The organism is Phreatobacter sp. (assembly GCF_022843985.1).
Lineage (GTDB): Bacteria > Pseudomonadota > Alphaproteobacteria > Rhizobiales > Phreatobacteraceae > Phreatobacter.
Genome location: NZ_JALHMP010000004.1, coordinates 25,034 through 47,005, shown reverse-complemented (window position 1 = coordinate 47,005; position 21,972 = coordinate 25,034). Strand labels below are relative to the sequence as shown.

At 67.8% G+C, this 21,972-nt stretch carries 19 protein-coding genes and 1 tRNA gene; 13 read left to right on the top strand and 7 right to left on the bottom strand.

Going from position 1 to position 21,972, the window contains the following annotated elements; all coding sequences use genetic code 11:
- Positions 1 to 182 precede the first annotated feature (182 nt).
- Genes Q0C57_RS03730 through Q0C57_RS03715 form a run of 4 tightly spaced genes read left to right on the top strand, consistent with a single transcriptional unit; the run spans position 183 to position 3,187 of the window.
- Positions 183 to 722, top strand: coding sequence for a sigma-70 family RNA polymerase sigma factor (locus tag Q0C57_RS03730; protein ID WP_296572252.1), 540 nt, complete (start codon positions 183 to 185; stop codon positions 720 to 722).
- Complete coding sequence (locus Q0C57_RS03725) at positions 719 to 1,351, top strand: ChrR family anti-sigma-E factor (RefSeq protein ID WP_296572249.1); 633 nt, start codon at positions 719 to 721, stop codon at positions 1,349 to 1,351. Before Q0C57_RS03730 ends, Q0C57_RS03725 begins: the two co-directional genes overlap by 4 nt.
- On the top strand, positions 1,348 to 2,157 hold the full coding sequence (locus Q0C57_RS03720) for a DUF1295 domain-containing protein (RefSeq protein ID WP_296572246.1): 810 nt from the start codon (positions 1,348 to 1,350) through the stop codon (positions 2,155 to 2,157). The genes Q0C57_RS03725 and Q0C57_RS03720 overlap by 4 nt, the downstream gene beginning before the upstream one ends.
- A 4-nt stretch (positions 2,158 to 2,161) precedes the next feature.
- Positions 2,162 to 3,187, top strand: coding sequence for a cyclopropane-fatty-acyl-phospholipid synthase family protein (locus Q0C57_RS03715; RefSeq protein ID WP_296572243.1), 1,026 nt, complete (start codon positions 2,162 to 2,164; stop codon positions 3,185 to 3,187).
- Between the two features lie 19 nt (positions 3,188 to 3,206).
- Here Q0C57_RS03715 and Q0C57_RS03710 read toward each other — a convergent pair whose 3' ends face one another.
- The 3 genes from Q0C57_RS03710 to secA all read right to left on the bottom strand — a co-directional run bounded on the left by Q0C57_RS03710 (position 3,207) and on the right by secA (position 6,749).
- Positions 3,207 to 3,620 carry a DUF2177 family protein gene (locus Q0C57_RS03710; protein ID WP_296572241.1) on the bottom strand — a complete coding sequence of 138 codons (414 nt, stop codon included), beginning with the start codon at positions 3,618 to 3,620 and terminating at the stop codon, positions 3,207 to 3,209.
- Between the two features lie 139 nt (positions 3,621 to 3,759).
- A tRNA-Ala gene (locus Q0C57_RS03705) sits at positions 3,760 to 3,835 on the bottom strand.
- Between the two features lie 121 nt (positions 3,836 to 3,956).
- The gene (gene secA / locus Q0C57_RS03700) at positions 3,957 to 6,749 is read right to left on the bottom strand and encodes a preprotein translocase subunit SecA (RefSeq protein WP_296572238.1); all 2,793 of its coding nucleotides are present in this window, start codon (positions 6,747 to 6,749) and stop codon (positions 3,957 to 3,959) included.
- A 377-nt stretch (positions 6,750 to 7,126) separates the two neighbouring features.
- Here secA and Q0C57_RS03695 point away from each other — a divergent pair, with 377 nt between their 5' ends.
- From Q0C57_RS03695 to Q0C57_RS03685, 3 genes are all read left to right on the top strand, one after another.
- Positions 7,127 to 8,041, top strand: coding sequence for a peptidylprolyl isomerase (locus Q0C57_RS03695; protein WP_296572235.1), 915 nt, complete (start codon positions 7,127 to 7,129; stop codon positions 8,039 to 8,041).
- A 177-nt stretch (positions 8,042 to 8,218) separates the two neighbouring features.
- Entirely contained in the window at positions 8,219 to 9,610 is a 1,392-nt protein-coding gene (locus Q0C57_RS03690) for a lipopolysaccharide biosynthesis protein (RefSeq protein WP_296572676.1), read from the top strand.
- Positions 9,607 to 10,749, top strand: coding sequence for a GNAT family N-acetyltransferase (locus Q0C57_RS03685; protein WP_296572232.1), 1,143 nt, complete (start codon positions 9,607 to 9,609; stop codon positions 10,747 to 10,749). Before Q0C57_RS03690 ends, Q0C57_RS03685 begins: the two co-directional genes overlap by 4 nt.
- Before the next feature lie 3 nt (positions 10,750 to 10,752).
- Here Q0C57_RS03685 and Q0C57_RS03680 read toward each other — a convergent pair whose 3' ends face one another.
- The 3 genes from Q0C57_RS03680 to Q0C57_RS03670 form a co-directional block, all read right to left on the bottom strand.
- Positions 10,753 to 12,369, bottom strand: coding sequence for an AMP-binding protein (locus Q0C57_RS03680; protein WP_296572229.1), 1,617 nt, complete (start codon positions 12,367 to 12,369; stop codon positions 10,753 to 10,755).
- A gap of 178 nt (positions 12,370 to 12,547) precedes the next feature.
- Positions 12,548 to 14,524: a protein meaA gene (locus Q0C57_RS03675; protein WP_296572226.1), complete on the bottom strand. Its 1,977-nt coding sequence runs from the start codon at positions 14,522 to 14,524 to the stop codon at positions 12,548 to 12,550.
- 113 nt (positions 14,525 to 14,637) lie between these two features.
- Positions 14,638 to 14,892 (bottom strand): GlsB/YeaQ/YmgE family stress response membrane protein, encoded by a 255-nt coding sequence (locus tag Q0C57_RS03670; RefSeq protein WP_296572223.1) that lies wholly within the window; start codon positions 14,890 to 14,892, stop codon positions 14,638 to 14,640.
- 271 nt (positions 14,893 to 15,163) lie between these two features.
- On the opposite strand from Q0C57_RS03670, the gene ccrA reads away from it, so the two are divergent.
- The gene (ccrA, locus tag Q0C57_RS03665; protein WP_296572220.1) at positions 15,164 to 16,441 is read left to right on the top strand and encodes a crotonyl-CoA carboxylase/reductase; all 1,278 of its coding nucleotides are present in this window, start codon (positions 15,164 to 15,166) and stop codon (positions 16,439 to 16,441) included.
- Positions 16,442 to 16,608: 167 nt separating this feature from the next.
- Here ccrA and Q0C57_RS03660 read toward each other — a convergent pair whose 3' ends face one another.
- Positions 16,609 to 16,914 (bottom strand): DUF1330 domain-containing protein, encoded by a 306-nt coding sequence (locus Q0C57_RS03660; RefSeq protein WP_296572217.1) that lies wholly within the window; start codon positions 16,912 to 16,914, stop codon positions 16,609 to 16,611.
- Positions 16,915 to 17,086: 172 nt separating this feature from the next.
- Here Q0C57_RS03660 and Q0C57_RS03655 point away from each other — a divergent pair, with 172 nt between their 5' ends.
- From Q0C57_RS03655 to pheT, 5 genes are all read left to right on the top strand, one after another.
- Entirely contained in the window at positions 17,087 to 17,389 is a 303-nt protein-coding gene (locus Q0C57_RS03655; protein ID WP_296572214.1) for a hypothetical protein, read from the top strand.
- Between the two features lie 180 nt (positions 17,390 to 17,569).
- Positions 17,570 to 17,770, top strand: coding sequence for a 50S ribosomal protein L35 (gene rpmI, locus Q0C57_RS03650; protein WP_106749514.1), 201 nt, complete (start codon positions 17,570 to 17,572; stop codon positions 17,768 to 17,770).
- Positions 17,771 to 17,819: 49 nt separating this feature from the next.
- Entirely contained in the window at positions 17,820 to 18,185 is a 366-nt protein-coding gene (gene rplT / locus Q0C57_RS03645; protein WP_106749513.1) for a 50S ribosomal protein L20, read from the top strand.
- A 134-nt stretch (positions 18,186 to 18,319) separates the two neighbouring features.
- Positions 18,320 to 19,402, top strand: coding sequence for a phenylalanine--tRNA ligase subunit alpha (gene pheS, locus Q0C57_RS03640; protein ID WP_296572208.1), 1,083 nt, complete (start codon positions 18,320 to 18,322; stop codon positions 19,400 to 19,402).
- 12 nt (positions 19,403 to 19,414) lie between these two features.
- Positions 19,415 to 21,832 (top strand): phenylalanine--tRNA ligase subunit beta, encoded by a 2,418-nt coding sequence (gene pheT, locus Q0C57_RS03635; RefSeq protein ID WP_296572204.1) that lies wholly within the window; start codon positions 19,415 to 19,417, stop codon positions 21,830 to 21,832.
- Positions 21,833 to 21,972 lie beyond the last annotated feature (140 nt).

The following is a 21,972-nucleotide window of genomic DNA, read 5'->3' as shown; positions in this document are numbered from 1 at the left end:
TACGCTGGCTCAGGCCCGACGGTTCAGCGCCGACCGAGCCTCCGCTTTTCCTGGTTCCGCTGCAACTGATCCAGTGCCGCAGGGCCGGCGTAAAGGGCGACATGATGGTTGCTCTTGCGATACATTCTGAAATGTCGGCCCCGCCTTCCTGCGGGCCGCGCAGACGTGCCGGTGCCGCCCTGATGGATGCCAATGCCCTGATCCAGTCGATTGCCCAATCGTCCGACAGGCAAGCGTTCGTCAAACTTTTCGACCATTTCGCGCCGCGGGTGAAAGCCCTGCTGATGCGCCAGGGCACCCCGGCGGACCTCGCCGAGGAGCTGGCGCAGGAAACGCTGCTGATGGTCTGGCGCAAGGCGGCTTTGTTCGATCCCTCGCGTGCGGGAGCCTCGACCTGGATCGCGGCCATCGCCCGCAATCTCAGGATCGACGCCGCCCGTCGTGAAAAGCGGTCCCGTCTGCCGGACGTGTTCGAGATTCTCCAGGGCGAAGAGCCGGAGCAGCCAGACCAGGTTCTCGACGGGAGCGAACGCGACTCCCGCGTGAGGGCCGCTCTCACATCCCTGTCCCCCGATCAGTTGCGAGTCGTCCAGTTGGCTTTCATGGAAGGTCTCAGTCACCAGGACGTGGCCAAACGCCTGTCCATCCCACTCGGCACCGTCAAGTCGCGCCTGCGCCTCGCCATGGCGCGCATGCGCGGCTCCCTGGAGGATCTGCGATGAGCATGTCGCGTCGCCCGTCCGACGAAACCCTGGCGGCCTTCGCCGCCGGGCGGCTGGACGAGGGCCTCGCCCTCGTCGTCGCCGCCCATGTCGAGGTCAACCGGGAAACCCGCCGTGACCTCGCCGAGATCGAGGCGCTCAGCGGCGCGCTGCTCGATTCGATCGAGCCGGAGCCCATGGCCGCCGACGCGCGGACATTGTCGGTGGCCCTGCCGCATCGCGGCATCGAGCTGCCGCCGCGGCCTGCCGCGCCGCCGGATGCCGCCGGGCTGCACGTTCTCGCGCCCTACACGCTCGGCCGCTGGAAGAGTGTCGGCCGCGGTGTCGCGTTGCGGCGCGTCGAGGTGCCCTATTCCGACACCCGTGTGTTCATGCTGCGCGCCCAGCCGGGAACCCGCCTGCCGGCGCACCGCCACACGGGCGCGGAATGGACCACCATCGTCGCCGGTGCCTATGAGCACGAATATGGCCGCTATGCCGCGGGCGATTTCGACGAGGCCGACGATCGCCACGCCCACACGCCGATGGTCGACCCGGTCGAGGGGTGCACCTGCATCGTGGCGCTGACGGGCAATGTCCGCTTCGAGGGCGTCGTCGGACGTCTGCTGCAACCCTTCGTCCGCCTGTGACGGGGCTGAGCTTCCTCGCGGCCCTGGTCTTCTTCGTCGCCGCCATGAGCGTGATCATGGCGGGGGCCTGGCTGATCGAGAAACGGACGGGCAATTCCGGCTGGATCGACGTCACCTGGACCTTTGGCGTCGGTATCACCGCCGTCGCTGCAGCCCTCCTGCCCTTCGGCGAGGGGCCGCTGGAGCGCCGTCTCATGGTCGCGGCCCTGGCACTCGCCTGGGCGCTGCGGCTCGGCCTCCACATTGCCGGCCGCACGCGCGGCATCACTGACGATGCGCGCTATGCCAAGCTGCGGCAGGACTGGGGCGCGGATGCGTCCTGGCAGATGTTCCGCTTCCTGCAGATCCAGGCCGCCGCGAGCGTGCCGCTTGGCCTCGGCATCGTTCTCGCCGCCCACCGGCCCGAGCCGCTCGGCTGGCAGGACGGGCTCGGCCTCCTCGTCTTCATCGCGGGCTGGGCCGGCGGCGCCATTGCCGACCGCCAGCTTGCCAGCTTCGTCGCCGACAAGGCCAAGCGCGGGCCCATCTGCGACGTCGGTCTGTGGCGCTATTCCCGCCACCCCAACTATTTCTTCGAATGCGTGCTCTGGGCTTCCTATGCGGTCATGGCCCTGGCCTGGAGCGGCTATCCCTTCGGCTGGTTCGCCCTGCTCGCGCCGGCCTTCATGACCCTGCTGCTGACCCGCATCTCCGGCATTCCCCCGCTCGAGGACCACATGTTGCGCAAGCACGGAGCGGTCTTCGCCGCCTATCAGGCGCGGACCAGCGCCTTCATCCCCTGGCCGCCCGGCCGGACCGGAGCCTGACACCGTGATCGCTGCCCTGATCTCCTGGGGGGAACGGACCCCCGTTCCCGATGCCCTCACGCGTGCCGCCATCGCCTGGCTCGTCGGCCGGACGGATGCCCGGCTCGCCGGTCACAGCGCGTCCGATGAGGCGGCATTCGCCTCTGCGATGACGGATTTCCCCGTGGCGATGCACACGGACGAAGCCAATGCGCAGCATTACGAGTTGCCGGCCGAATTCTTCGTCCGGGTGCTCGGTCCCCAGCGGAAATATTCCTCCTGCTTCTATGACGGGCCGCAGACGACCCTGGCCGAGGCGGAGACGCGGGCGCTCGACCTGACCATCGACCATGCCGGCCTCGCCGATGGCCAGCGAATCCTCGAACTCGGCTGCGGCTGGGGATCCCTGTCACTCGCCATGGCCCGCCGCTTTCCCGGAGCGACGATCACCGCGGTGTCGAATTCCAACGGGCAGCGCCGGTTCATCGAGGCCGAGGCCGCCCGGCAAGGGATCACCAATCTCGCCATCGTGACCGCCGACATGAACGTCTTCTCGGCCGAGGGCCGCTTCGACCGCATCGTCTCGGTGGAGATGTTCGAGCACATGGCCAATTGGCGCGCCCTCCTGGAGCGCGCCACCTCCTGGCTGGAGCCGGACGGGCGTCTGTTCATTCACGTCTTCACCCACCGGACCGGGTCCTACCGCTTCGACGCGGCGGACAAGACCGACTGGATCGCCCAGCACTTCTTCACCGGCGGGCTGATGCCGGGCCACGGCCTGATCCGCCAGTTCGGCGATCTCTTCACCGTCGAGGAGGAATGGCGCTGGAGCGGCGAGCATTACCGCCGCACGGCCGATGACTGGCTCGCCCTGTTCGACGCGCGGATCGGCGAGGTCGACCCCATCCTCAGCGCCGTCTACGGGCCCGCGCAGCTGGCGCTGTGGCGCCGGCGCTGGCGGCTCTTCTTCCTCGCCACCAGCGGCCTGTTCGGCCATGCCGGCGGCGACAGCTGGGGCGTCAGCCATTACCGACTGAAACTGGCCCGCTGATCCCGGCCGGGGCCGGCGCCTAGAGCCAGCCGGCCGAGGCGAGAAACCGCAGGGCGCCAAAGGCCCCGCCCGCGACGAGGGCGGTTGCGACCGTGCCATAGGCGATGTCGACGAGGGTGAGGGTGAGCGTCCAGACGCGCAGCGTGGCGTAATTGGTCAGGTCATAGGTCGCATAGGCCAGGAGCCCGATGAAGGCGCCATTGACCAGCGCCAGGGTCAGGGACTCGGCGGCATAGGCCGGCATGACGGCGAAATGCACCACGCCGAGGGGGAAGAGAAAATAGAAGATGACGGCCGGCGCCCAGCGCAGATTGTCAAGGAGCAGGCTGCCGAGGGTCGGCCGGTAGAGCCGCCGGGCCATGGTCGACAGCCAGAGTGCGTCGAGGATGCCGAAGACGATCAGCGCGGCCAGATAGCCCGAAAAGAACGTCATGGTTCCCATCCCCGATGCAGAGCAGGGGATACGAACGGCAGGTGCCCTCCGGTTCATGCTGCGGTGCAAAGGGGCAATGGGTGTTCCGCCGGAAGCCGGCAGGCCCGTACTAAGCGTCGACAATGTCAGGACAGCGGGCTGGTGGAGCTAGGGGGATTCGAACCCCCGACCTCTGCAGTGCGATTGCAGCGCTCTCCCATCTGAGCTACAGCCCCGCCCGCGAGCGCGCCTTTTAGGGCGCGCCGGCATTCCGGTCAAGGCGTCCGTCGCGCCGCGCAGCGGCTTTCGGCGGGATCGCCCCGGGTGGACGAGCGCCGCGGACGGCGCCCTCCCGTCTCACACATATTGCCCGTGGCAATGCTTGTACTTCTTGCCCGAACCGCAGGGGCAGGGATCGTTGCGGCCGACCTTGCCCCAGGTGCCGGGATCGTTCGGGTTGCGTTCGGCGACCTGCGAGCCGCCGCCCGCGGAGGACTGGAAGGATCCGCCGGAGGCGGCGCCCATCTGGGCGAACTCGTCCATCCCCGTCATCGGGTCGATATGGTGCGCCGTCATCGGCGGCAGCTCCGGCATCGGCGGCGGCTCCTGCAGCTCGACCAGCGCCAATTGCTGGGTGGTCATCTCGCGCAGCTTGGCCATCAGGCCCTCGAAGAGCTGGAAGGCCTCCGACTTGAACTCGTTGAGCGGGTCGCGCTGGGCATAGCCGCGCAGGCCGACGACCTGGCGCAGGTGGTCGAGCTGGACGATATGCTCGCGCCACAGGTGGTCGAGCACCTGCATCACCACCGCCTTCTCGATCTGGCGCATGATGTCGGGGCCGAAGCGGGCGGCCTTGGAGGCCATCATCTCGTCGGCCGCCTTGGTGATGCGCTCGATCACCTCCTCGTCGGCGATGCCCTCTTCCTTCGCCCAGTCCGGGATCGGCAGGTCGAGGTTGAGGACGCGGTAGATCTCCTCCTTGAGCGTGGCGGTGTTCCACTGCTCGGCATAGGCGTCCGGCGGGATATAGGTGTGGACGAGGGTCTCGATCACGCCATGACGCATGTCGCGCGTCATCTCGGAGAGATCCTGCTGGCTCATCAGGTCGATGCGCTGCTCGAAGATGACCTTGCGCTGGTCGTTGGCGACATCGTCGTATTTGAGGACGTTCTTGCGCAGGTCGAAGTTGCGGGCCTCGACCTTCTGCTGGGCCTTCTCCAGCGCCCGGTTGATCCAGGGATGGACGATGGCCTCGCCCTCCTTGAGCCCCAGCTTTGTCAGCATGCCCTCCATGCGGTCCGACCCGAAGATGCGCATCAGGTCGTCCTGCAGGGAGAGGTAGAATTTCGAACGGCCGGGATCGCCCTGGCGGCCGGAACGGCCGCGCAGCTGGTTGTCGATGCGCCGGCTCTCGTGGCGCTCCGTGCCCATGATGTAGAGGCCGCCGGCCTTGAGGGCGCGCTGCTTGAGCTCGCCGACCTGGCGGCGGATGGCCTCGGCCTTCTCCTGCTTGTCCGGCCCGTCCTCGAGCGCGGCGAGCTCGACGGAGATGCGCATGTCGGCATTGCCGCCGAGCTGGATGTCGGTGCCGCGTCCCGCCATGTTGGTGGCGATGGTGATGGCGCCGGGAACGCCCGCCTGGGAGACGATGAAGGCCTCCTGCTCGTGATAGCGGGCATTGAGCACGGCGAAGACGCGCTCGCCCGGCGTGCCCTGGTCGCCGTCGTAGAGCGGTGCGAAGGCGGCGGGGTCCTCCAGATCGACCTGTTTGAAGCCCGCTTGTTTCAGCATTTCCGCCAGCGTCTCGGACTTCTCGATGGAGGTCGTGCCGACGAGCACCGGCTGGCCCTTGGTGCGGGCGGCCTCGACCTCGGTGATGATCGCCTGATACTTGTCCTGGACGGTCTTGTAGACCTCGTCGTCCTCGTCGAGGCGGGCGATGCCGCGGTTGGTCGGAATCTCGACCACCTTCAGCTTGTAGATGTCCATGAACTCGTCGGCTTCGGTGAGGGCCGTGCCGGTCATGCCGGCGAGCTTGCCGTACATGCGGAAATAGTTCTGGAAGGTGATGGAGGCCAGCGTCTGGTTCTCCGGCTGGACCTGGACACGCTCCTTGGCCTCGAGGGCCTGGTGGAGACCCTCGGAATAGCGGCGGCCCGGCATCATGCGGCCGGTGAACTCGTCGATGATGACCACCTCGCCGTTGCGGACGATGTAGTCCTTGTCGCGCTGGAACAGCTTGTGGGCCTTCAGCGCCTGGCTGACATGGTGGACGGTGGAGACGTTCTCGACGTCGTAGAGGTCGCCCTTGACATAGCCGGCCTCGACCAGGGCCTTCTCCATCTTCTCATTGCCGCTCTCGGTGAGGGAGGCGGTGCGCTGCTTCTCGTCGACCTCGTAATCCTCCTTGTTCAGGACGGGGATGAAGCGGTCGATCGTGGCGTAGAAGTCGGAGCGGTCGTCGAGCGGGCCGGAAATGATCAGCGGCGTGCGCGCCTCGTCGATGAGGATCGAATCGACCTCGTCGACGATGGCGTAGAAATGGCCGCGCTGGACCATCTCCTGCACCGAGTACTTCATGTTGTCGCGCAGATAGTCGAAGCCGTATTCGTTGTTGGTGCCGTAGGTGATGTCGCAGGCATAGGCGTCGTGGCGCTGCTGGTCGTCCATCCCGTGGACGATGGTGCCGGTGGTCATGCCGAGGAAGCCGTAGACCTTGCCCATCCACTCGGCGTCGCGCTTGGCGAGATAGTCGTTGACGGTGACGACGTGGACGCCCTTGCCGGCGAGCGCGTTGAGATAGACGGCGAGGGTGGCGACGAGCGTCTTGCCCTCGCCGGTCTTCATCTCGGCGATGGCGCCCTCGTGGAGCACGATGCCGCCGATCATCTGGACGTCGTAATGGCGCTGTCCGAGCACCCGCTTGGCCGCCTCGCGCACCGTGGCGAAGGCGGGGACCAGCAGGTCGTCGAGGGTCTTGCCGGCGGCCAGCTGGGCCCTGAACGCGTCGGTGCGGGCGCGCAGCGCCTCGTCCGACAGCGCGGCCAGTTCGGGCTCCAGCGCGTTGATGGCATCGATCCGCGGGCGGTATCCCTTGATGCGGCGATCGTTGCCGTTACCGAAGATCCTGCGGGCGAGCGCGCCGAGCATGTGCGTTCCTTCACTTGGGGCGGGGGAGGAGAGAGTCATCGGAACCGTTGGTCGCACCGACCGTTCCGATGGTTCACGCAAGCCCTTCAGCCCCACTAGGCGGGGGGCGGAGCGCCCCGTGCGCCCCATCCTCTGATCCCGGTGGGATGTGGTCGACGGACGCGCGGAAATCCGCAGCAGTCCAGCGACCCGCGACAGATATGGACGGTACCAAGGGTTGTCAATTCAAGCCGAAACGGGCATTGCTGCCACGACAGGCGAGACCCGTCAGGAGTTGTGCACGCGTCTTCCGCCCGGTGCTGTCGCACCGCCGTCCTTCAAAGCGCCACACGTGCCCGTCAAGCACGCATTCCCGTGACAAAAGGCTCGATCCTGCCATGACCGTCCGCATGTTCCTGTCCCTGGCCGCCATGACCGCAGCGCTTGCCGGGCCGCTGGCCGCCCAGACACCGCCGGCCACCCCGCCCGCCGCGGCCCAGCCGGCCACCCCGCCGGCGCTGCAGACACCCGCCGATGGCATTCTCGCCCGCGTCCAGGGCGTCGAGATCCGCCAGGCCGATCTGGATGCGGCCGAAGAGGATATCGGCGGGCAGACCACCGCCCAGATGAATCCCGAACAGAAGCGCGACTATCTGCTCAGCTTTGTCATCGACCTGACCCTCGCCGCCAAGGCGGCCGAGCAGCGCAACATCCAGGACGGTCCTGATTTCGCGCGGAAGATGACCTATTACCGCAACAAGCTGCTGGTCGAGACCCTGCTCAACACCGAGACGCGCGCCCGCGTCACGGAAGAGGAGATGCGCAAGATCTATGACGAGCAGCGCGCCCGCATCACGCCCGAGGAGGAGGTTCGCGCCCGCCATATCCTGGTCGAGACCGAGGAGGAGGCCAAGGCGCTGATCGCCCAGATCCGTGGCGGCGGCGATTTCGAGGCCATCGCCAAGGAAAAGTCCAAGGATCCGGGCGGTGCGCGCAATGGCGGCGACCTCGGCTTCTTCACCAAGGGCCAGATGGTCCCCGAATTCGCCGATGCCGCCTTCGCCATGCAGGCCGGGCAACTGTCCGCGGCGCCGGTCAAGTCGCAGTTCGGCTGGCACATCATCAAGGTCGAGGAGCGCCGCCAGCGGCCGATCCCGACTTTCGAACAGGTGCGCGGGCAGATCGAGGACTTCCTGACCCGCCGCGTCCAGGCTGATCTTGTCCAGCGCCTGCGTTCGGAAGCCCAGGTCGAGCGCTTCGTGCCGGCGCCGGCGCCGGCGCGGCCCGCTGCCCCGGCAACGCCGCGGCCCTGATCCTCATCCACCACCGATGTGACGAGGCCGGCTGCTCCCGTGGCCGGCCTCTTTCCTGCGCCATTGCCGGCGGTTGCGCTGGTCGAACCGTTTCTTAAGCGCCCATCCCTTATGCCTCGATATTCGTGATCGGATCATCGTACCGATGCGTCATCAGGGACATCCGCCTTGTCGGTGATGGGTTCGGAAGAAGCGCAGATGGGGCGCGGCGCCAAGACGCTGCTGTCGCCCGCCGGGATCACCGCGCGCGTCCGCTCGTTTCTCCTGGACCGTTCCGATGCATCCATCGCCCAGCGCATGGCCGGCGCGGCCTTTCTGATTCGCGTCCTCAGCGCCGGCATCGCCTATGTCAGCCAGGTGCTGATGGCCCGCTGGATGGGCGGCTCGGAATTCGGCATCTATGTCTCGGTCTGGGTCTGGGTGCTGCTGATCGGGCATCTGGCCAATGCCGGCTTCGCCTCGGCCGCCCAGCGTTTCGTGCCCGTCTATGCCGAGCGCGGCGACCAGGACGGTCTCAGGGGCTTCCTCGGCGGCGGTCGTCGCCTCGGCGTCATCATCGCCACCGCGGTGGCTGTCATCGGCCTCGTGATCCTCTGGCAATTCGGGCATCTGCTCACCGGCGCCATGGTCATGCCGCTGGCGCTGGCGGCGCTCTGCCTGCCGATGTTCGTCCTCACCGACATCCAGGACGGCATCGCCCGGTCGTGGAACTGGACCGACCTCGCCCTCGGCCCCCCCTATCTCATCCGTCCCGTCATCCTGCTCGGCTGCATGGCCGCCGGCCATGTCGCCGGCTTCGCCAGCACGGCGGTGACGGCCATGGCCTGCGCCGTGGTGGCGACGTGGCTGGCCGCCATGATCCAGTTCGTGCTGCTCAACCGGCGCCTCGCGGTGAAGGTGGCTGCCGGACCGGGCCGGGCCGAGCCGATGTTCTGGCTGAAGACCAGCCTGCCCATCTTCCTGGTCGAGACCTTCTATCTCGCCCTCACCTATACCGACGTCATTCTGCTCAAATATCTGCGCGGCCCCGAGGAGGTCGCCGTCTACTGGGCGGCGGTGAAGACCCTGGCGCTGGTCGCTTTCGTCTATTTCGCCGTGGCCGCGGCGGCGGCGCACCGGTTCAGCGAGTATCACGTCGCCGGCGACCGGCAGAAGCTCGCGGATTTCCTGCGCGCCTCCATCCGCTGGACCTTCTTCCCCTCGCTCGCGGCGACGATCCTGATCCTGGCTCTGGGCAAGCCGTTCCTGATGATGTTCGGTCCGGATTACGTGAAGGGCTATCCGGCGATGTTCGTGGTCTCCGTCGGCCTGCTGGCGCGCGCGGCGGTCGGCCCGGTGGAACGCCTCCTCACCATGTCGGGCCATCAGACGGCCTGTGCGCTCATTTACGGCGTCGCCTTCGCCGTGGCCGTCATCCTGTGTCTCCTGCTGATCCCGCCCCTCGGCATGATGGGCGCGGCCATCGCCACCGCCGTGGCGCTGACGCTCGAATCGGTGCTGCTGATCTGGGTCACCACCGCGCGCCTCGGTCTCTCCGCCCGGTTCTGGGCCAAGCCGGCTGTCGCATGACGGCGTCGCCCGACACCCTCGCGGCTCCCCCCGTCGCGGCCATCGAGGCGCCGCTGCAGCCGGACCTCGGCTCCGCCGGCATGGGCGCCGTCAGCGCGGACTGGGTCCCGGCCATGGATTGGGCGTCCATCCGGCCGGAATGGGAAGACCTCGCAGCCGCCGCCGCGCCCAACGTGTTCCTCGCCCCGGCCTTCGCCCTGGCGGCCCGTGGCATTGCATCGCCGCGTGGGCTCGGGGCCCTGCTGGTGTCGCGGGACGGTGAGCCCATCGGCCTGGTCGCCGGGCGGCTCGGGTTCGCCCGCACGGTCTTCACGCTCTGGACCCACGATTATGCGCCCTACGGCATGCCGCTGGTGCGGTCGGGCGAAGCCGCGGTGGTCGCCGCCGCGCTCTTCGCCTTTCTGGCACAAGAGGGCATCGCCGCCCTCGACGCGCCGCTCCTCGATGCGGGGCCCTTCGCCGCGGCGCTCGACGCGCGGGCCGCCGGGCACAGGATGCAGGTTCTCGATGCGCATCGCCGCGCAGTGCTGACGGCGCCTCCACCGCCGCTGTCCAAGGAGCATCGCCGTCTGGCGCGCCGCCTCGGTGAACGCGGCCGCCTGGTGGCCGTCTCGACGGTGACGGGTCACGACCCGGCGGCGGCCATCGCCGCCTTCCTCGCGCTCGAGGCGGAGGGCTGGAAGGGCCGCCGCGGCACGGCGCTGGCGACCGATCCGGCGACACAGGTCTTCTTCGAGGACGCTGTCGGCGGCCTTGCGGAGACGGGCGCTGCCCGGATCGACATGCTGCTGCTCGACGACAGGCCGATCGCCGCCGGGCTCGTCCTGTCGGCCGGCACGCGGGCCTGGTACCTCAAGACCACCTATGACGAGGCCTTCGCCCGCTATTCTCCCGGCCTTCTACTGTCCCACGCGATCGGCCAGGCCGCCATCGCCATTCCTGGCGTGGAACTGGTCGATTCCTGTGCGATTCCCGGGCATCCGATGATCGAGCGCATCTGGCCGGGGCGCATGGCCCTGGCGACGCGCTTCATCGCCGTCCAGGAAGGCCGCCCGGGCTGGCGCTACCATGCGGCGATCGCCTGCCGCCGCGGCCTTGCCGGTGGCAAGGCCCTGGCCAAGCGGCTGCTGCGCCGCTGAACCTCAGGGCCGGTCGCGCAGCAGGCGCCGGATGATCTTGCCCGTCGTCGTCATCGGCAACGCGTCGATGAATTCGACCTCGCGCGGGTAGGAATGGGCCGACATGCGCGTCTTCACGAAGTCGCGGATGTGGTCGGCGAGTTCAGGCGAAGGCTCGACGCCGTCCTTCAGCACGATGAAGGCCTTGACGATCTCGGTGCGCAACGCGTCGGGTTTGCCCACGGCGGCCGCCAACGACACGGCGGGATGTTTCAGCAGCGTGTCCTCGATCTCACCGGGCCCGATGCGGTAGCCCGCCGAGGTGATGACATCGTCGTCGCGGCCGAAGAAGTGGATATAGCCTTCCTCGTCACGGAGGCCCTGGTCGCCGGTCACCATCCAGTCGCCGATGAACTTGTCGCGTGTCGCCGCCGGTCGCCCCCAATATTCGAGGAACATGACCGGGTCCGGCCTCTGCACGGCGATCTGGCCGCGCTCCCCGACCGCGCAGGTCGTGCCGTCGTCGCGGATGATCCCGACCATATGGCCGGGCACGGGCTTGCCGATGGCGCCTGCCTTGGACACACCGATGGCAGCGCAGGAGGACAGGACGAGGTTGCATTCGGTCTGGCCGTAGAACTCGTTGATGGTCAGGCCGAGGGCGGCCCGGCCCCAGTCATAGGTCGGCGTGCCCAGCGCCTCACCGCCCGAGGCGAGGGTGCGCAGGACGAGCTTGTGCCGGGAGCGGGGATCGTCGATCGACCGCAGCATGCGCAGGGCGGTGGGCGGCACGAAGGAATTGCGGACCTCGAGCTCGGCCATGAGTGCGAAAGCCTCGTCCGCGTCGAACTTCTCGAACTTGTGGGCGACCACCGGCACGCCGAAATGCAGGGAGGGTAGCAGCACGTTGAGCAGCCCGCCGGCCCAGGCCCAGTCGGCCGGCGTCCACATGCGGTCGCCGGCTTGCGGGAAGAACTCGTGCGGCATCTCCACGCCCGGCAGGTGGCCGAGCAGGACGCGGTGACCATGCAGCGCACCCTTGGGCTGGCCGGTGGTGCCCGAGGTGTAGATCATCATGGCGGGGTCGTCGGCGGCGGTGTCCACGGGGGTGAAGGCGCCCGAGGCCTGCTCCAGCGACCCGTAGAAACTGCCGACGCCGTCGGCCGCGCCGTCGACCGAGAGGACCACGGAGAGTTCGCCGAGGCCATCGCGGATCTGGGCGAGCTTGCCGACGCCTTCGGCATTGGTGATGAGGGCGCGCGCACCGGAATTGCCGAGGCGGAAGGCGAGGGCATCGATGCCGAAGAGCGCCGCCAGCGGCACGGCGATGGCGCCCATTTTGTAGATGGCGACATGGGCGATGGCGGCCGCGGCCCCCTGCGCGAGGACGAGGGCCACGCGATCGCCGCGCTTCACGCCTTTCGCCACGAGCACGTTGGCGAGGCGATTGGAGGCGTCCTCCAGCCGGCCGTAGGTGACCGGCTCCACCCGGCCGTCCGGCTTCTTCCAGAGGATGGCGACGCGGTCCGGTTCGGCGAGCGCCCAGCGGGTGCAGACATCTGTGCCGATATTGTAGCGGGCAGGGACCTGCCAGCGGAAATCGCGGACGAGGGCGTCGTAGTCGCGCAGGGATGGGAGCATGGCGGGCGGTCTCACAGGGGGCGGCGAAGCTGGCACAGATCGCCGCGGAGGTCATCAAGGGAGGGCGGCGGGCGGTGCGCTGACGTTTGCGTCGTTCTGTGCGCCTCAGCTCATCTCGACCGATGGCGGGGTGATGGCAGGGGGAGTGGCGACCGTCACCGTCCGGCCAGGATCCCGGTCACGCCGCCTGTTTCGCACCCTCGCCGACGATCCTCACGATGTCGGCCATGATCGTGTTGAGCTGGAAATCCTTCGGCGTGTAGACCGCCGCGACGCCCGCCTGCCGCAGCACCAGCTCGTCCTCGGGCGGGATGATGCCGCCGACGATGACCGGCACGTCGTCGAGCCCCTCGGCGCGCATCCGCTCCATTACCTCGGTGACGAGGGGAATGTGGCTGCCGGAGAGGATCGACAGGCCGACGACGTGGACGCCTTCCTCCAGCGCCGCATTGACGATCTCGGCGGGGGTGAGGCGGATGCCCTCGTAGACGACCTCCATGCCGCAGTCGCGGGCGCGCACCGCGATCTGCTCGGCGCCGTTGGAATGGCCGTCGAGGCCGGGCTTGCCGACGAGGAACTTGATGCGGCGGCCGAGCCGGCGCGAGACCTTTTCCACCTCTTCGCGGATGGGGGCGAGTTCGCCGGTCTCGGCGCGGGCGGCGCGGCCGACGCCGGTCGGGGCGCGGTATTCGCCGAAGACCTCGCGCAGCACCTGGCCCCATTCGCCGGTGGTGACGCCGGCCTTCGCCGCGGCGATGGACGGCTCCATCACGTTGCGGCCCTCGCTGGCGGCGGCGCGCAGGTCGGCGAGCGCCTTGTCCACGGCCCTGGCGTTACGGCCGGCGCGCCAGGCCTTCAGGCTCTCGACCTGCTGGGCTTCCACGGCGGGATCGACCACCATGATCGCGCCCTCGCCGGTGGTCAGCGGGGAAACCTCGGTCTCGGTGAAGCGGTTGACGCCGATGACCACCTGCTCACCGCTCTCGATGGCCTCGAGGCGGCGCGTGTTGCTCTCGACGAGCTTGGATTTCATGTAGGGGACCGCGGCGATGGCCCCGCCCATCTCCTCGATGAGCTTCATCTCGGCGGAGGCCTCGGCCTTCAGCGCCTCGACCTTGGCGGCGACCACGGGATTGCCGTCGAAGAGGTCGCCGAATTCGAGCAGGTCGGTCTCATAGGCGAGGATCTGCTGGAGGCGCAGCGACCATTGCTGGTCCCAGGCGCGCGGCAGGCCGAGCGCCTCGTTCCAGGCGGGAAGCTGGAGGGCGCGGCAGCGCGCCTTCTTGGAGATGGTCACCGCCAGCGCCTCGATGAGGATGCGGTAGACGTTGTTCTCGGGCTGCTGCTCGGTGAGGCCGAGCGAGTTCACCTGGACGCCGTAGCGGAACAGCTTGTGCTTGGGGTCGGTGACGCCATAGCGCGTCTCGACGAGCTCCTCCCAGAGGTCGACGAAGGCGCGCATCTTGCACATTTCGGTGACGAACCGCATGCCGGCATTGACGAAGAAGGAGATGTGGCCGACCACCTCGCCGAAATCGCTGTCGGGCACTTCGCCCGAGGCCTTGACCGTGTCGAGGATGGCGATGGCATTGGCGAGCGCGAAGGCGAGTTCCTGCACCGGCGTCGCCCCGGCCTCCTGCAGATGATAGGAGCACACGTTCATCGGGTTCCACTTGGGCATTTCGGCCGTCGTGAACAGGATCGTGTCCTTGGTGAGCCTGAGCGAGGGCTCGGGCGGGAAGACGTAGGTCCCGCGCGAGAGATATTCCTTCAGGATGTCGTTCTGCGTCGTGCCGGAGAGCTTGGCGCGCGGCGCACCGGTCTCGTCGGCCACCGCCACATAGAGCGCCAGCAGCCAGGCGGCGCAGGCATTGATGGTCATCGACGTGTTCATCGCGTCCAGCGGAATGCCGTCGAAGAGCGTGCGCATGTCGCCGAGATGGGAGACGGGAACGCCGACCTTGCCGACCTCGCCGCGGGCGAGGACATGATCGGCGTCGTAACCGGTCTGGGTGGGCAGGTCGAAGGCGACCGAGAGGCCCGTCTGCCCCTTGGCGAGATTGGCGCGATAGAGCGCGTTGGATTTCGCGGCCGTGGAATGACCCGCATAGGTGCGGATCAGCCAGGGTTTGTCGCGCGTCTCTTTGGTGCGCAATGTCGCCTCCCGAGCGGGTTATTGGCGAACATTCTGTGCCGGCAGGCGGCTTATTGCAATGCAGCGAAAGGGGAATGCCCCCGACAGCCCCCGGGAGGCGTCAGGCCGCGGTCTCAGACCCTTCGGATCAACCCGACGATCACCAGCAGGATGACGGCACCGAGGGTCGCGCTGATGATGGCCGATATGATGCCGGCGCCCAGCGAGACGCCGAGGCGCGGAAAGAGCCAGGTGGCGATCAGCGCGCCGAGGATGCCGATGACGATGTTGCCGACCAGCCCGAAGCCGAACCCCTTGACGATGAGTCCGGCGAGCCAACCGGCGACGGCGCCGATGAGAACGAGAATGAGCAGGCTTTCGACGGGCATGATGTGGTTCTCCTTGGGGACCCGCTTCATCAGCTCCCTGAAGGGCTAACGCACCGCATGCCCGGCAGGTCCCTCCTGCGCCAAAAAAATACCGCCGCGGAGGTGCCGGGACCGGGCTCCGAATGCCGCGGACAAGGGGGCTGGATCAGCCAAAGGGCTTAGAATGTCGGGTTCGGGGCCGCCAATTCGCGCTTGCACATCCATGTTGCACTGCACATACTCGGTCCTGAAGCGCCCCGTTGAGAAGGCGCCTGACACCCGAGGTAACCCAATGGCAGCCGTCGCTCCTACCCCGCAGTCGCGTCCCGTCAAGGATCTCTACGAGTTCGGCGAGGTTCCCCCCCTCGGCCACGTTCCGGCGAACATGTACGCCTGGGCCATCCGCAAGGACCGGCACGGCCCGCCGGAGCAGTCCTTCAAGGTCGAGGTCGTGCCGACCTGGTCGCTGGGCGAGGACGAGGTCCTCATCTACGTGATGGCCGGCGGCGTGAACTATAACGGCATCTGGGCGGGCCTCGGCCAGCCGATCTCGCCGCTCGACGGCCACAAGCATCCCTTCCATATCGCCGGCTCCGATGCCTCGGGCATCGTCTGGGCGGTGGGTTCCAAGGTCAAGCGCTGGAAGGTCGGCGACGAGGTCATCGTCCACTGCAACCAGGACGATGGCGACGACGAGGAATGCAATGGCGGCGATCCGATGTTCTCGACCACCCAGCGGATCTGGGGCTACGAGACGCCGGACGGGGCCTTCGCCCAGTTCTGCCGCGTCCAGTCGCGCCAGCTCATGGAGAAGCCGAAGCACCTGCCCTGGGAAGAGGCCGCCTGCTACACGCTGACGCTGGCCACCACCTACCGCATGCTGTTCGGCCACCCGCCGCACACGCTGAAGCCCGGCGACAACGTGCTCGTCTGGGGCGCATCGGGCGGTCTCGGCGTCTTCGCTGTGCAGCTCGTCGCCGCTGCCGGCGCCAATGCCATCGGCATCATCTCGGACGAGACCAAGCGCGACTATGTCATGCAGCTCGGCGCCAAGGGGGTCATCAACCGCAAGGACTTCGCCTGCTGGGGCCAGATGCCGACAGTGGGCACGGATGAATACAATGTCTGGCTCAAGGAGGCGCGCAAGTTCGGCAAGGCGATCTGGGACATCACCGGCAAGAAGGACGTCGACATCGTCTTCGAGCATCCGGGCGAGGCGACCTTCCCGGTCTCCTGCCTCGTCGCCAAGCGCGGCGGCATGGTGGTGTTCTGCGCCGGCACGTCCGGCTTCAACATCACCTTCGACGCGCGCTATGTCTGGATGCGGCAGAAGCGCATCCAGGGTTCGCATTTCGCCCATCTGAAACAGGCGGCCGCCGCCAACCAGTTCGTGCTCGACCGGCGCGTCGATCCCTGCATGAGCGAGCTCTTCCCCTGGGACAAGATCCCGGCCGCCCATGCGCTGATGCAGGCGAACAAGCACGCGCCGGGCAATATGGCGGTGCTGGTCAATTCGCCCCGCCCCGGCCTGCGCACGCTCGACGACGTCATCGAGGCGACGGGGGGCTGAGGCCCTTCCGAGACTGACTTTTCCGTCATGCCCGGCCTTGTGCCGGGCATGATGAATGCGTTCACACGGCGGTGTCCAAGTCATGGATGGCCGGCGGTCACAAGCCACGACCGGCGGCCCCTGGGCCGCCGTGCCCGGCCATGGCGGAAAGGGATGCGAACCGTCCCTCAGTTTGGCTGCGGGCCGTCGTAACCCTCGATCACGATGGCATCCATCTCGGCGCCGCCCTTCTGCTCGGCGCGCGCCGCCTGATATTCGGGCGAGTGCCAGCAGGCGAGGGCCTGATCGTAGCTCGGGAATTCGATGACGACGTTGCGCGCGCGGCTGCTGCCGACCAGCGTCTCGAACCTGCCGCCGCGGATGACGAAGCGACCGCCGAACTTGGCGAAGGCGATGCCGTTCTTCGCGACGTAGTTCTTGTAGGCCTCGGTGTCGTGAACGTCGACACGGGCGATCCAGTATCCCTTGGGCATTGAGGTCTTCTCCGGTTGCGGCCGCTACCATTCCGCCAGCCGTGCCCGCCTTGCAAGCCGGGTGATCGGTGCCACCGCTTGTGGCGTAGGAGCATTCATGGGAACAGAAGTCTGTTCCCCCCGTTTCACCCGCGGATGCCGGCCTTGCCACATCCTGCCCGGGGAGGCCTCCATGCCGAAGCTCCTGCAGTTCCTTCTCGTCCACGCGGTCATCGGCTTCGGCGTCGCCGGCCTCTTCGTCAGCGCCCTCATCCTTCTCGACATCGGCGGCTTCGCCACCCTGGTATCCCGGTCGGATATCGCGCCGCTGGCCGTCTCCGTGCTGACCTTCTTCCTGGGGCTGACCTTCGCCAGCGTGCAGATGGGCGTCGCCGTCATGCTGCTGCCCAAGGAGAATGACGCGGGACCGGGTCGAGGGCGCCGCGTCCCGGCCGTCCTGGTGCCTGCCTATGCCAAGGCTTCCGCCCGCCGCTGAGCGCTCTGCCGCCGGGCTCTTGCCGGGCGGGCGCATCTCCTGTATAGGCCCGGCCTTCGGATCGACCGGCTGATCAGGGCTGCCGTGGCGATCCCGAAAGCTCACCCTTGAGCCTTCAGAGGAACCCCGCCGGTCTTCGGACCGGCAGATGGGCGCCTCGCAACGAATGAAGAGAGCCAAATGCCCAAGATGAAGACGAAGTCGGGCGCCAAAAAGCGCTTCAAGATCACGGCGACCGGCAAGGTGATGTACACCCAGTCCGGCAAGCGCCACGGCATGATCAAGCGGTCGAACAAGCAGATCCGCGAGCATCGCGGCACCACGGCCATGTTCGAAACCGATGCCTACAACGTCAAGCGGTACTTCCTCCCGAACGGCTGATCGGCCCGGTTCGAGAAGCACCCCCACGAAATTGTAAGAGAGATCAGCCATGGCCCGCGTCAAAAGGGGCGTTACGTCCCACGCCAAGCACAAGAAAGTCCTCAAGGCCGCCTCCGGCTTCCGGGGCCGCCGCAAGAACACCATCCGCGCCGCGAAGGCTGCCGTCGACAAGTCGATGCAGTATGCGACGCGCGACCGCCGCAACAAGAAGCGCAACTTCCGCGCCCTGTGGATCCAGCGCATCAACGCCGCTGTCCGCGAGCACGGCCTGACATATTCGCGCTTCATTGCCGGCCTCATCGGTGCCGGCATCGCCGTCGACCGCAAGGTCCTGTCCGACCTCGCCATCACGGCGCCGGACGGTTTTGCGGCCCTGGTCGAAAAGGCCAAGGGATCGCTGCCGGCGAACGCCTGACTTCTCCCTCCTGAAGTCTGACAATTCGGCCCGCGCGACCCTCCCCGAGGGTGGCGCGGGCTTTTTCGTTCGCGGCTTGACGCGCCCGGCCCCAGCCGCCACACGATCCCAGCTCCCTCACGCGTGATCTCACCATGACCGATCTTGCAACGCTTGAAACTGACCTGACCGCGCAGATCGCCGCCGCTGCCGACGAGGCGGCGCTGGAGGCGGTCAGGGTCGCCGCCCTCGGCAAGAAGGGCTCGCTCTCGGCCCTGCTCGCCACCCTCGGCCAGATGGCGCCGGAGGAGCGCAAGACGGCGGGCGCGGCCATCAACCAGGTCAAGGATCGCGTCACCGAGGCCCTCGGCCAGCGCCGCGAGGTGCTGAAGAGCGCCGCGCTCGACGCGCGCCTGGCCGCCGAAACGGTCGATGTGACGCTCCCCGTGCGCGAGAGCCCGACCGAGACCGGCCGCATCCACCCGATCAGCCAGGTGATGGATGAGCTCACCGCCATCTTCGCCGATATGGGCTTCGCCATCGCCGAGGGGCCGGACATCGAGACTGACGACTACAACTTCACGAAGCTCAACTTTCCCGAGGGCCATCCAGCCCGCGAGATGCACGACACGTTCTTCTTCAATCCGAAGCCGAACGGCGAGCGGATGCTGCTGCGGACCCATACCTCGCCGGTGCAGGTGCGCACCATGCTGTCGAACAAGCCGCCGATCCGCGTCATCTGCCCGGGGCGGACCTATCGCTGCGACAGCGACCAGACGCATACGCCGATGTTCCACCAGGTCGAGGGCCTCGTCATCGACAAGGGTAGCCATATCGGCCACCTGAAATGGATCCTCGAGGAGTTCTGCAAGGCCTTCTTCGAGGTCGACAGCGTCAAGATGCGCTTCCGTCCGTCGTTCTTCCCCTTCACCGAACCCTCCATGGAGGTCGACATCCAGTGCAACCGCCAGGGCGGCGAGGTGCGCTTCGGCGAGGGCGAAGACTGGCTGGAAATCCTCGGCTGCGGGATGGTCCATCCCAACGTCATCCGCAATTGCGGCCTCGATCCCGACATCTACCAGGGCTTCGCCTGGGGCATGGGGATCGACCGCATCGCCATGCTCAAATACGGCATCAACGACCTCCGCCAGTTCTTCGAGGCCGATGTGCGCTGGCTGTCGCATTACGGGTTCCGCCCGCTCGACCTGCCGTCGCTGGCCGGCGGCCTGTCGAGCTGAGGGAGACATCCGATGAAATTCACCCTCTCCTGGCTCAAGGACCATCTCGACACCGAGGCCTCCCTCGCCGAGGTCACCGAAACGCTCACCCGCATCGGCCTCGAGGTCGAGGCGCTGGACGATCCCGGCGCCAAGCTCGCATCCTTCACCATCGCTCATGTCATCTCGGCCGAGCAGCATCCCAATGCCGACCGGCTCAGGGTCTGCATGGTCGATACCGGCTCGGGCGAGCCCGTCCAGGTCGTCTGCGGCGCCCCGAACGCCCGGACCGGCATGAAATCGGTCTTCTCGCCGCCCGGCACCTTCATCCCGGGCAAGGGCATCACGCTCGGCGTCGGGACGATCCGCGGTGTCGAGAGCCGCGGCATGCTGTGCTCGGCGGCCGAACTGGAAATCTCCGAAGACCATGACGGCATCATCGATCTCCCGGAGGATGCGCCGCTCGGCGCCCGCTATGCCGACTGGGCGCAGCTCTCCGATCCGGTCATCGAGATCAACCTGACGCCGAACCGGCCGGACTGCACCTCGATCCATGGCATTGCCCGTGATCTCGCCGCCGCCGGTCTCGGCAAGCTGAAATCCGACGTGGTGCCGCAGGTGAAGGGCGCCTTCCCGAACCCGCAGAAGGTGACGCTCGCCCTCGCCAAGGGCGAGGAGAAGCTCTGCCCGGCCTTCGCGCTGCGGCTGGTGCGCGGCGTCAGGAACGGTCCCTCGCCGGACTGGATGCAGCGGCGGCTGAAGGCCATCGGCCTTCGCCCCATCAATGCGCTGGTCGACATCACCAATTACGTCACCTTCGACCGTGGCCGGCCGCTGCATGTCTTCGACGCCAAGAAGGTCGCCGGCGCGCTCGTCGTGCGCCGCTCGCAGGCTGGCGAGACCGTGCTCGGCCTCGACGGCCGCGTCTATGGCTTCACCGGCCACGAGACGGTGATCGCCGACGACAACGGTGTCGAATCCATCGCCGGCGTCATGGGCGGCGAACATTCGGGTTGCGACGATGCGACGACGGACGTGCTGATCGAGTCGGCGCTGTGGGACCCGATGGACATCGCCCGCACGGGGCGCAACCTCGGCATCGTCACCGATGCGCGCTACCGCTTCGAGCGCGGCGTCGATCCGAACTTCATGCTGCCCGGCGTCGAACTGGCGACGAGGCTGGTCATGGACCTGTGCGGCGGCGAGCCTTCCGAGGTGACCGTGGCGGGCGCGGTTCCCGATACCGGCTTCATCATCAATTTTCCGCTGTCCGAGACCAGGCGCCTCACCGGCCTTGAAAGCTCCGATCGCGAGCAGAGGCGCATCCTCGAGGCGCTCGGCTTCTCCGTCTCCGGCAATGGTCCGATGATCAAGGTGTCGCCACCCTCCTGGCGCCCCGACATTCACGGCAAGGCGGACCTGACGGAAGAGGTCATGCGCATCGCCGGTGTCGACCGCGTGCCCTCGACCCCGCTCGACCGTGGCGGCACGGTGCCCAAGCCGGTGCTGACGCTCATCCAGAAGCGCACCCGGATGGCCAAGCGCACCCTCGCCGGGCGCGGCATGGTGGAGGCCGTGACCTGGAGCTTCATCGCCAAGGCGCAGGCCGAGCTGTTCGGCGGCGGCCAGCCGGCGCTGGCGCTGGCCAACCCCATCGCCTCCGACCTCTCGGACATGCGGCCGACGCTGCTCGTCGGGCTGGCCACCGCCGCCCAGCGCAATGCCGACCGCGGCTATGGCGATGTCGCCCTGTTCGAGGTCGGCCAGGTGTTCAGGGGCGACAAGCCGGACGACCAGTTCATGGCCGCCACCGGTCTGCGCCGCGGGCTGGCACGGCCGACTGGCGCCGGGCGCCACTGGCAGGGCACGGCGGCGGCCGACATCTATGACATCAAGGCGGATGCCATGGCGGTTCTCGCCGCCGTCGGCGCGCCCATGGCCGGCATCCAGGTGGTGCAGGGCGGTCCGGCCTGGTTCCATCCCGGCCGCTCCGGCACGTTCCAGATGGGTCCGCAGACGGTGTTCGGCGCCTTCGGGGAGCTGCATCCGCGCGTCCTCGAAGCGCTCGACGTCAAGGGGCCGTTGCTGGCCTTCGAGATCCTGCTCGACAAGCTGCCGCCGCCGAAGGTGCGCCCGACCCGCACCAAGCCGCAGCTGGTGCTCTCGCCCTTCCAGCCGGTGGAGCGCGATTTCGCCTTCCTCGTGGACCGGGCGGTGAAGGCGGGCGATCTCGTCAAGGCGGCGCAGGGCGTCGACAAGCAGCTCATCACCAGTGTCGAGGTCTTCGACGTCTATGAGGGCAAGGGCATCGATGCGGCGAAGAAGTCGGTCGCCCTCGCCGTGACGCTGCAGCCGCGGGACAAGACCCTCACCGATGCCGAGATCGACGCCGTGGCGGCGAAGATCGTCGCCGAGGTGACGAAGAAGACCGGCGGGACGCTCCGGGCGTGAGCCGGGGCGCGGGGCATGAGGGCTCCCCCGGCCCATTGCGCCCTGCACGCCGCCTGTGCAGGGCCAGGACCGCGACCGCGTCGCACCCGCGGGTGACCCATGACGGGTGCGCTCCGGTGCGTCACGCCACATGCGGGGTG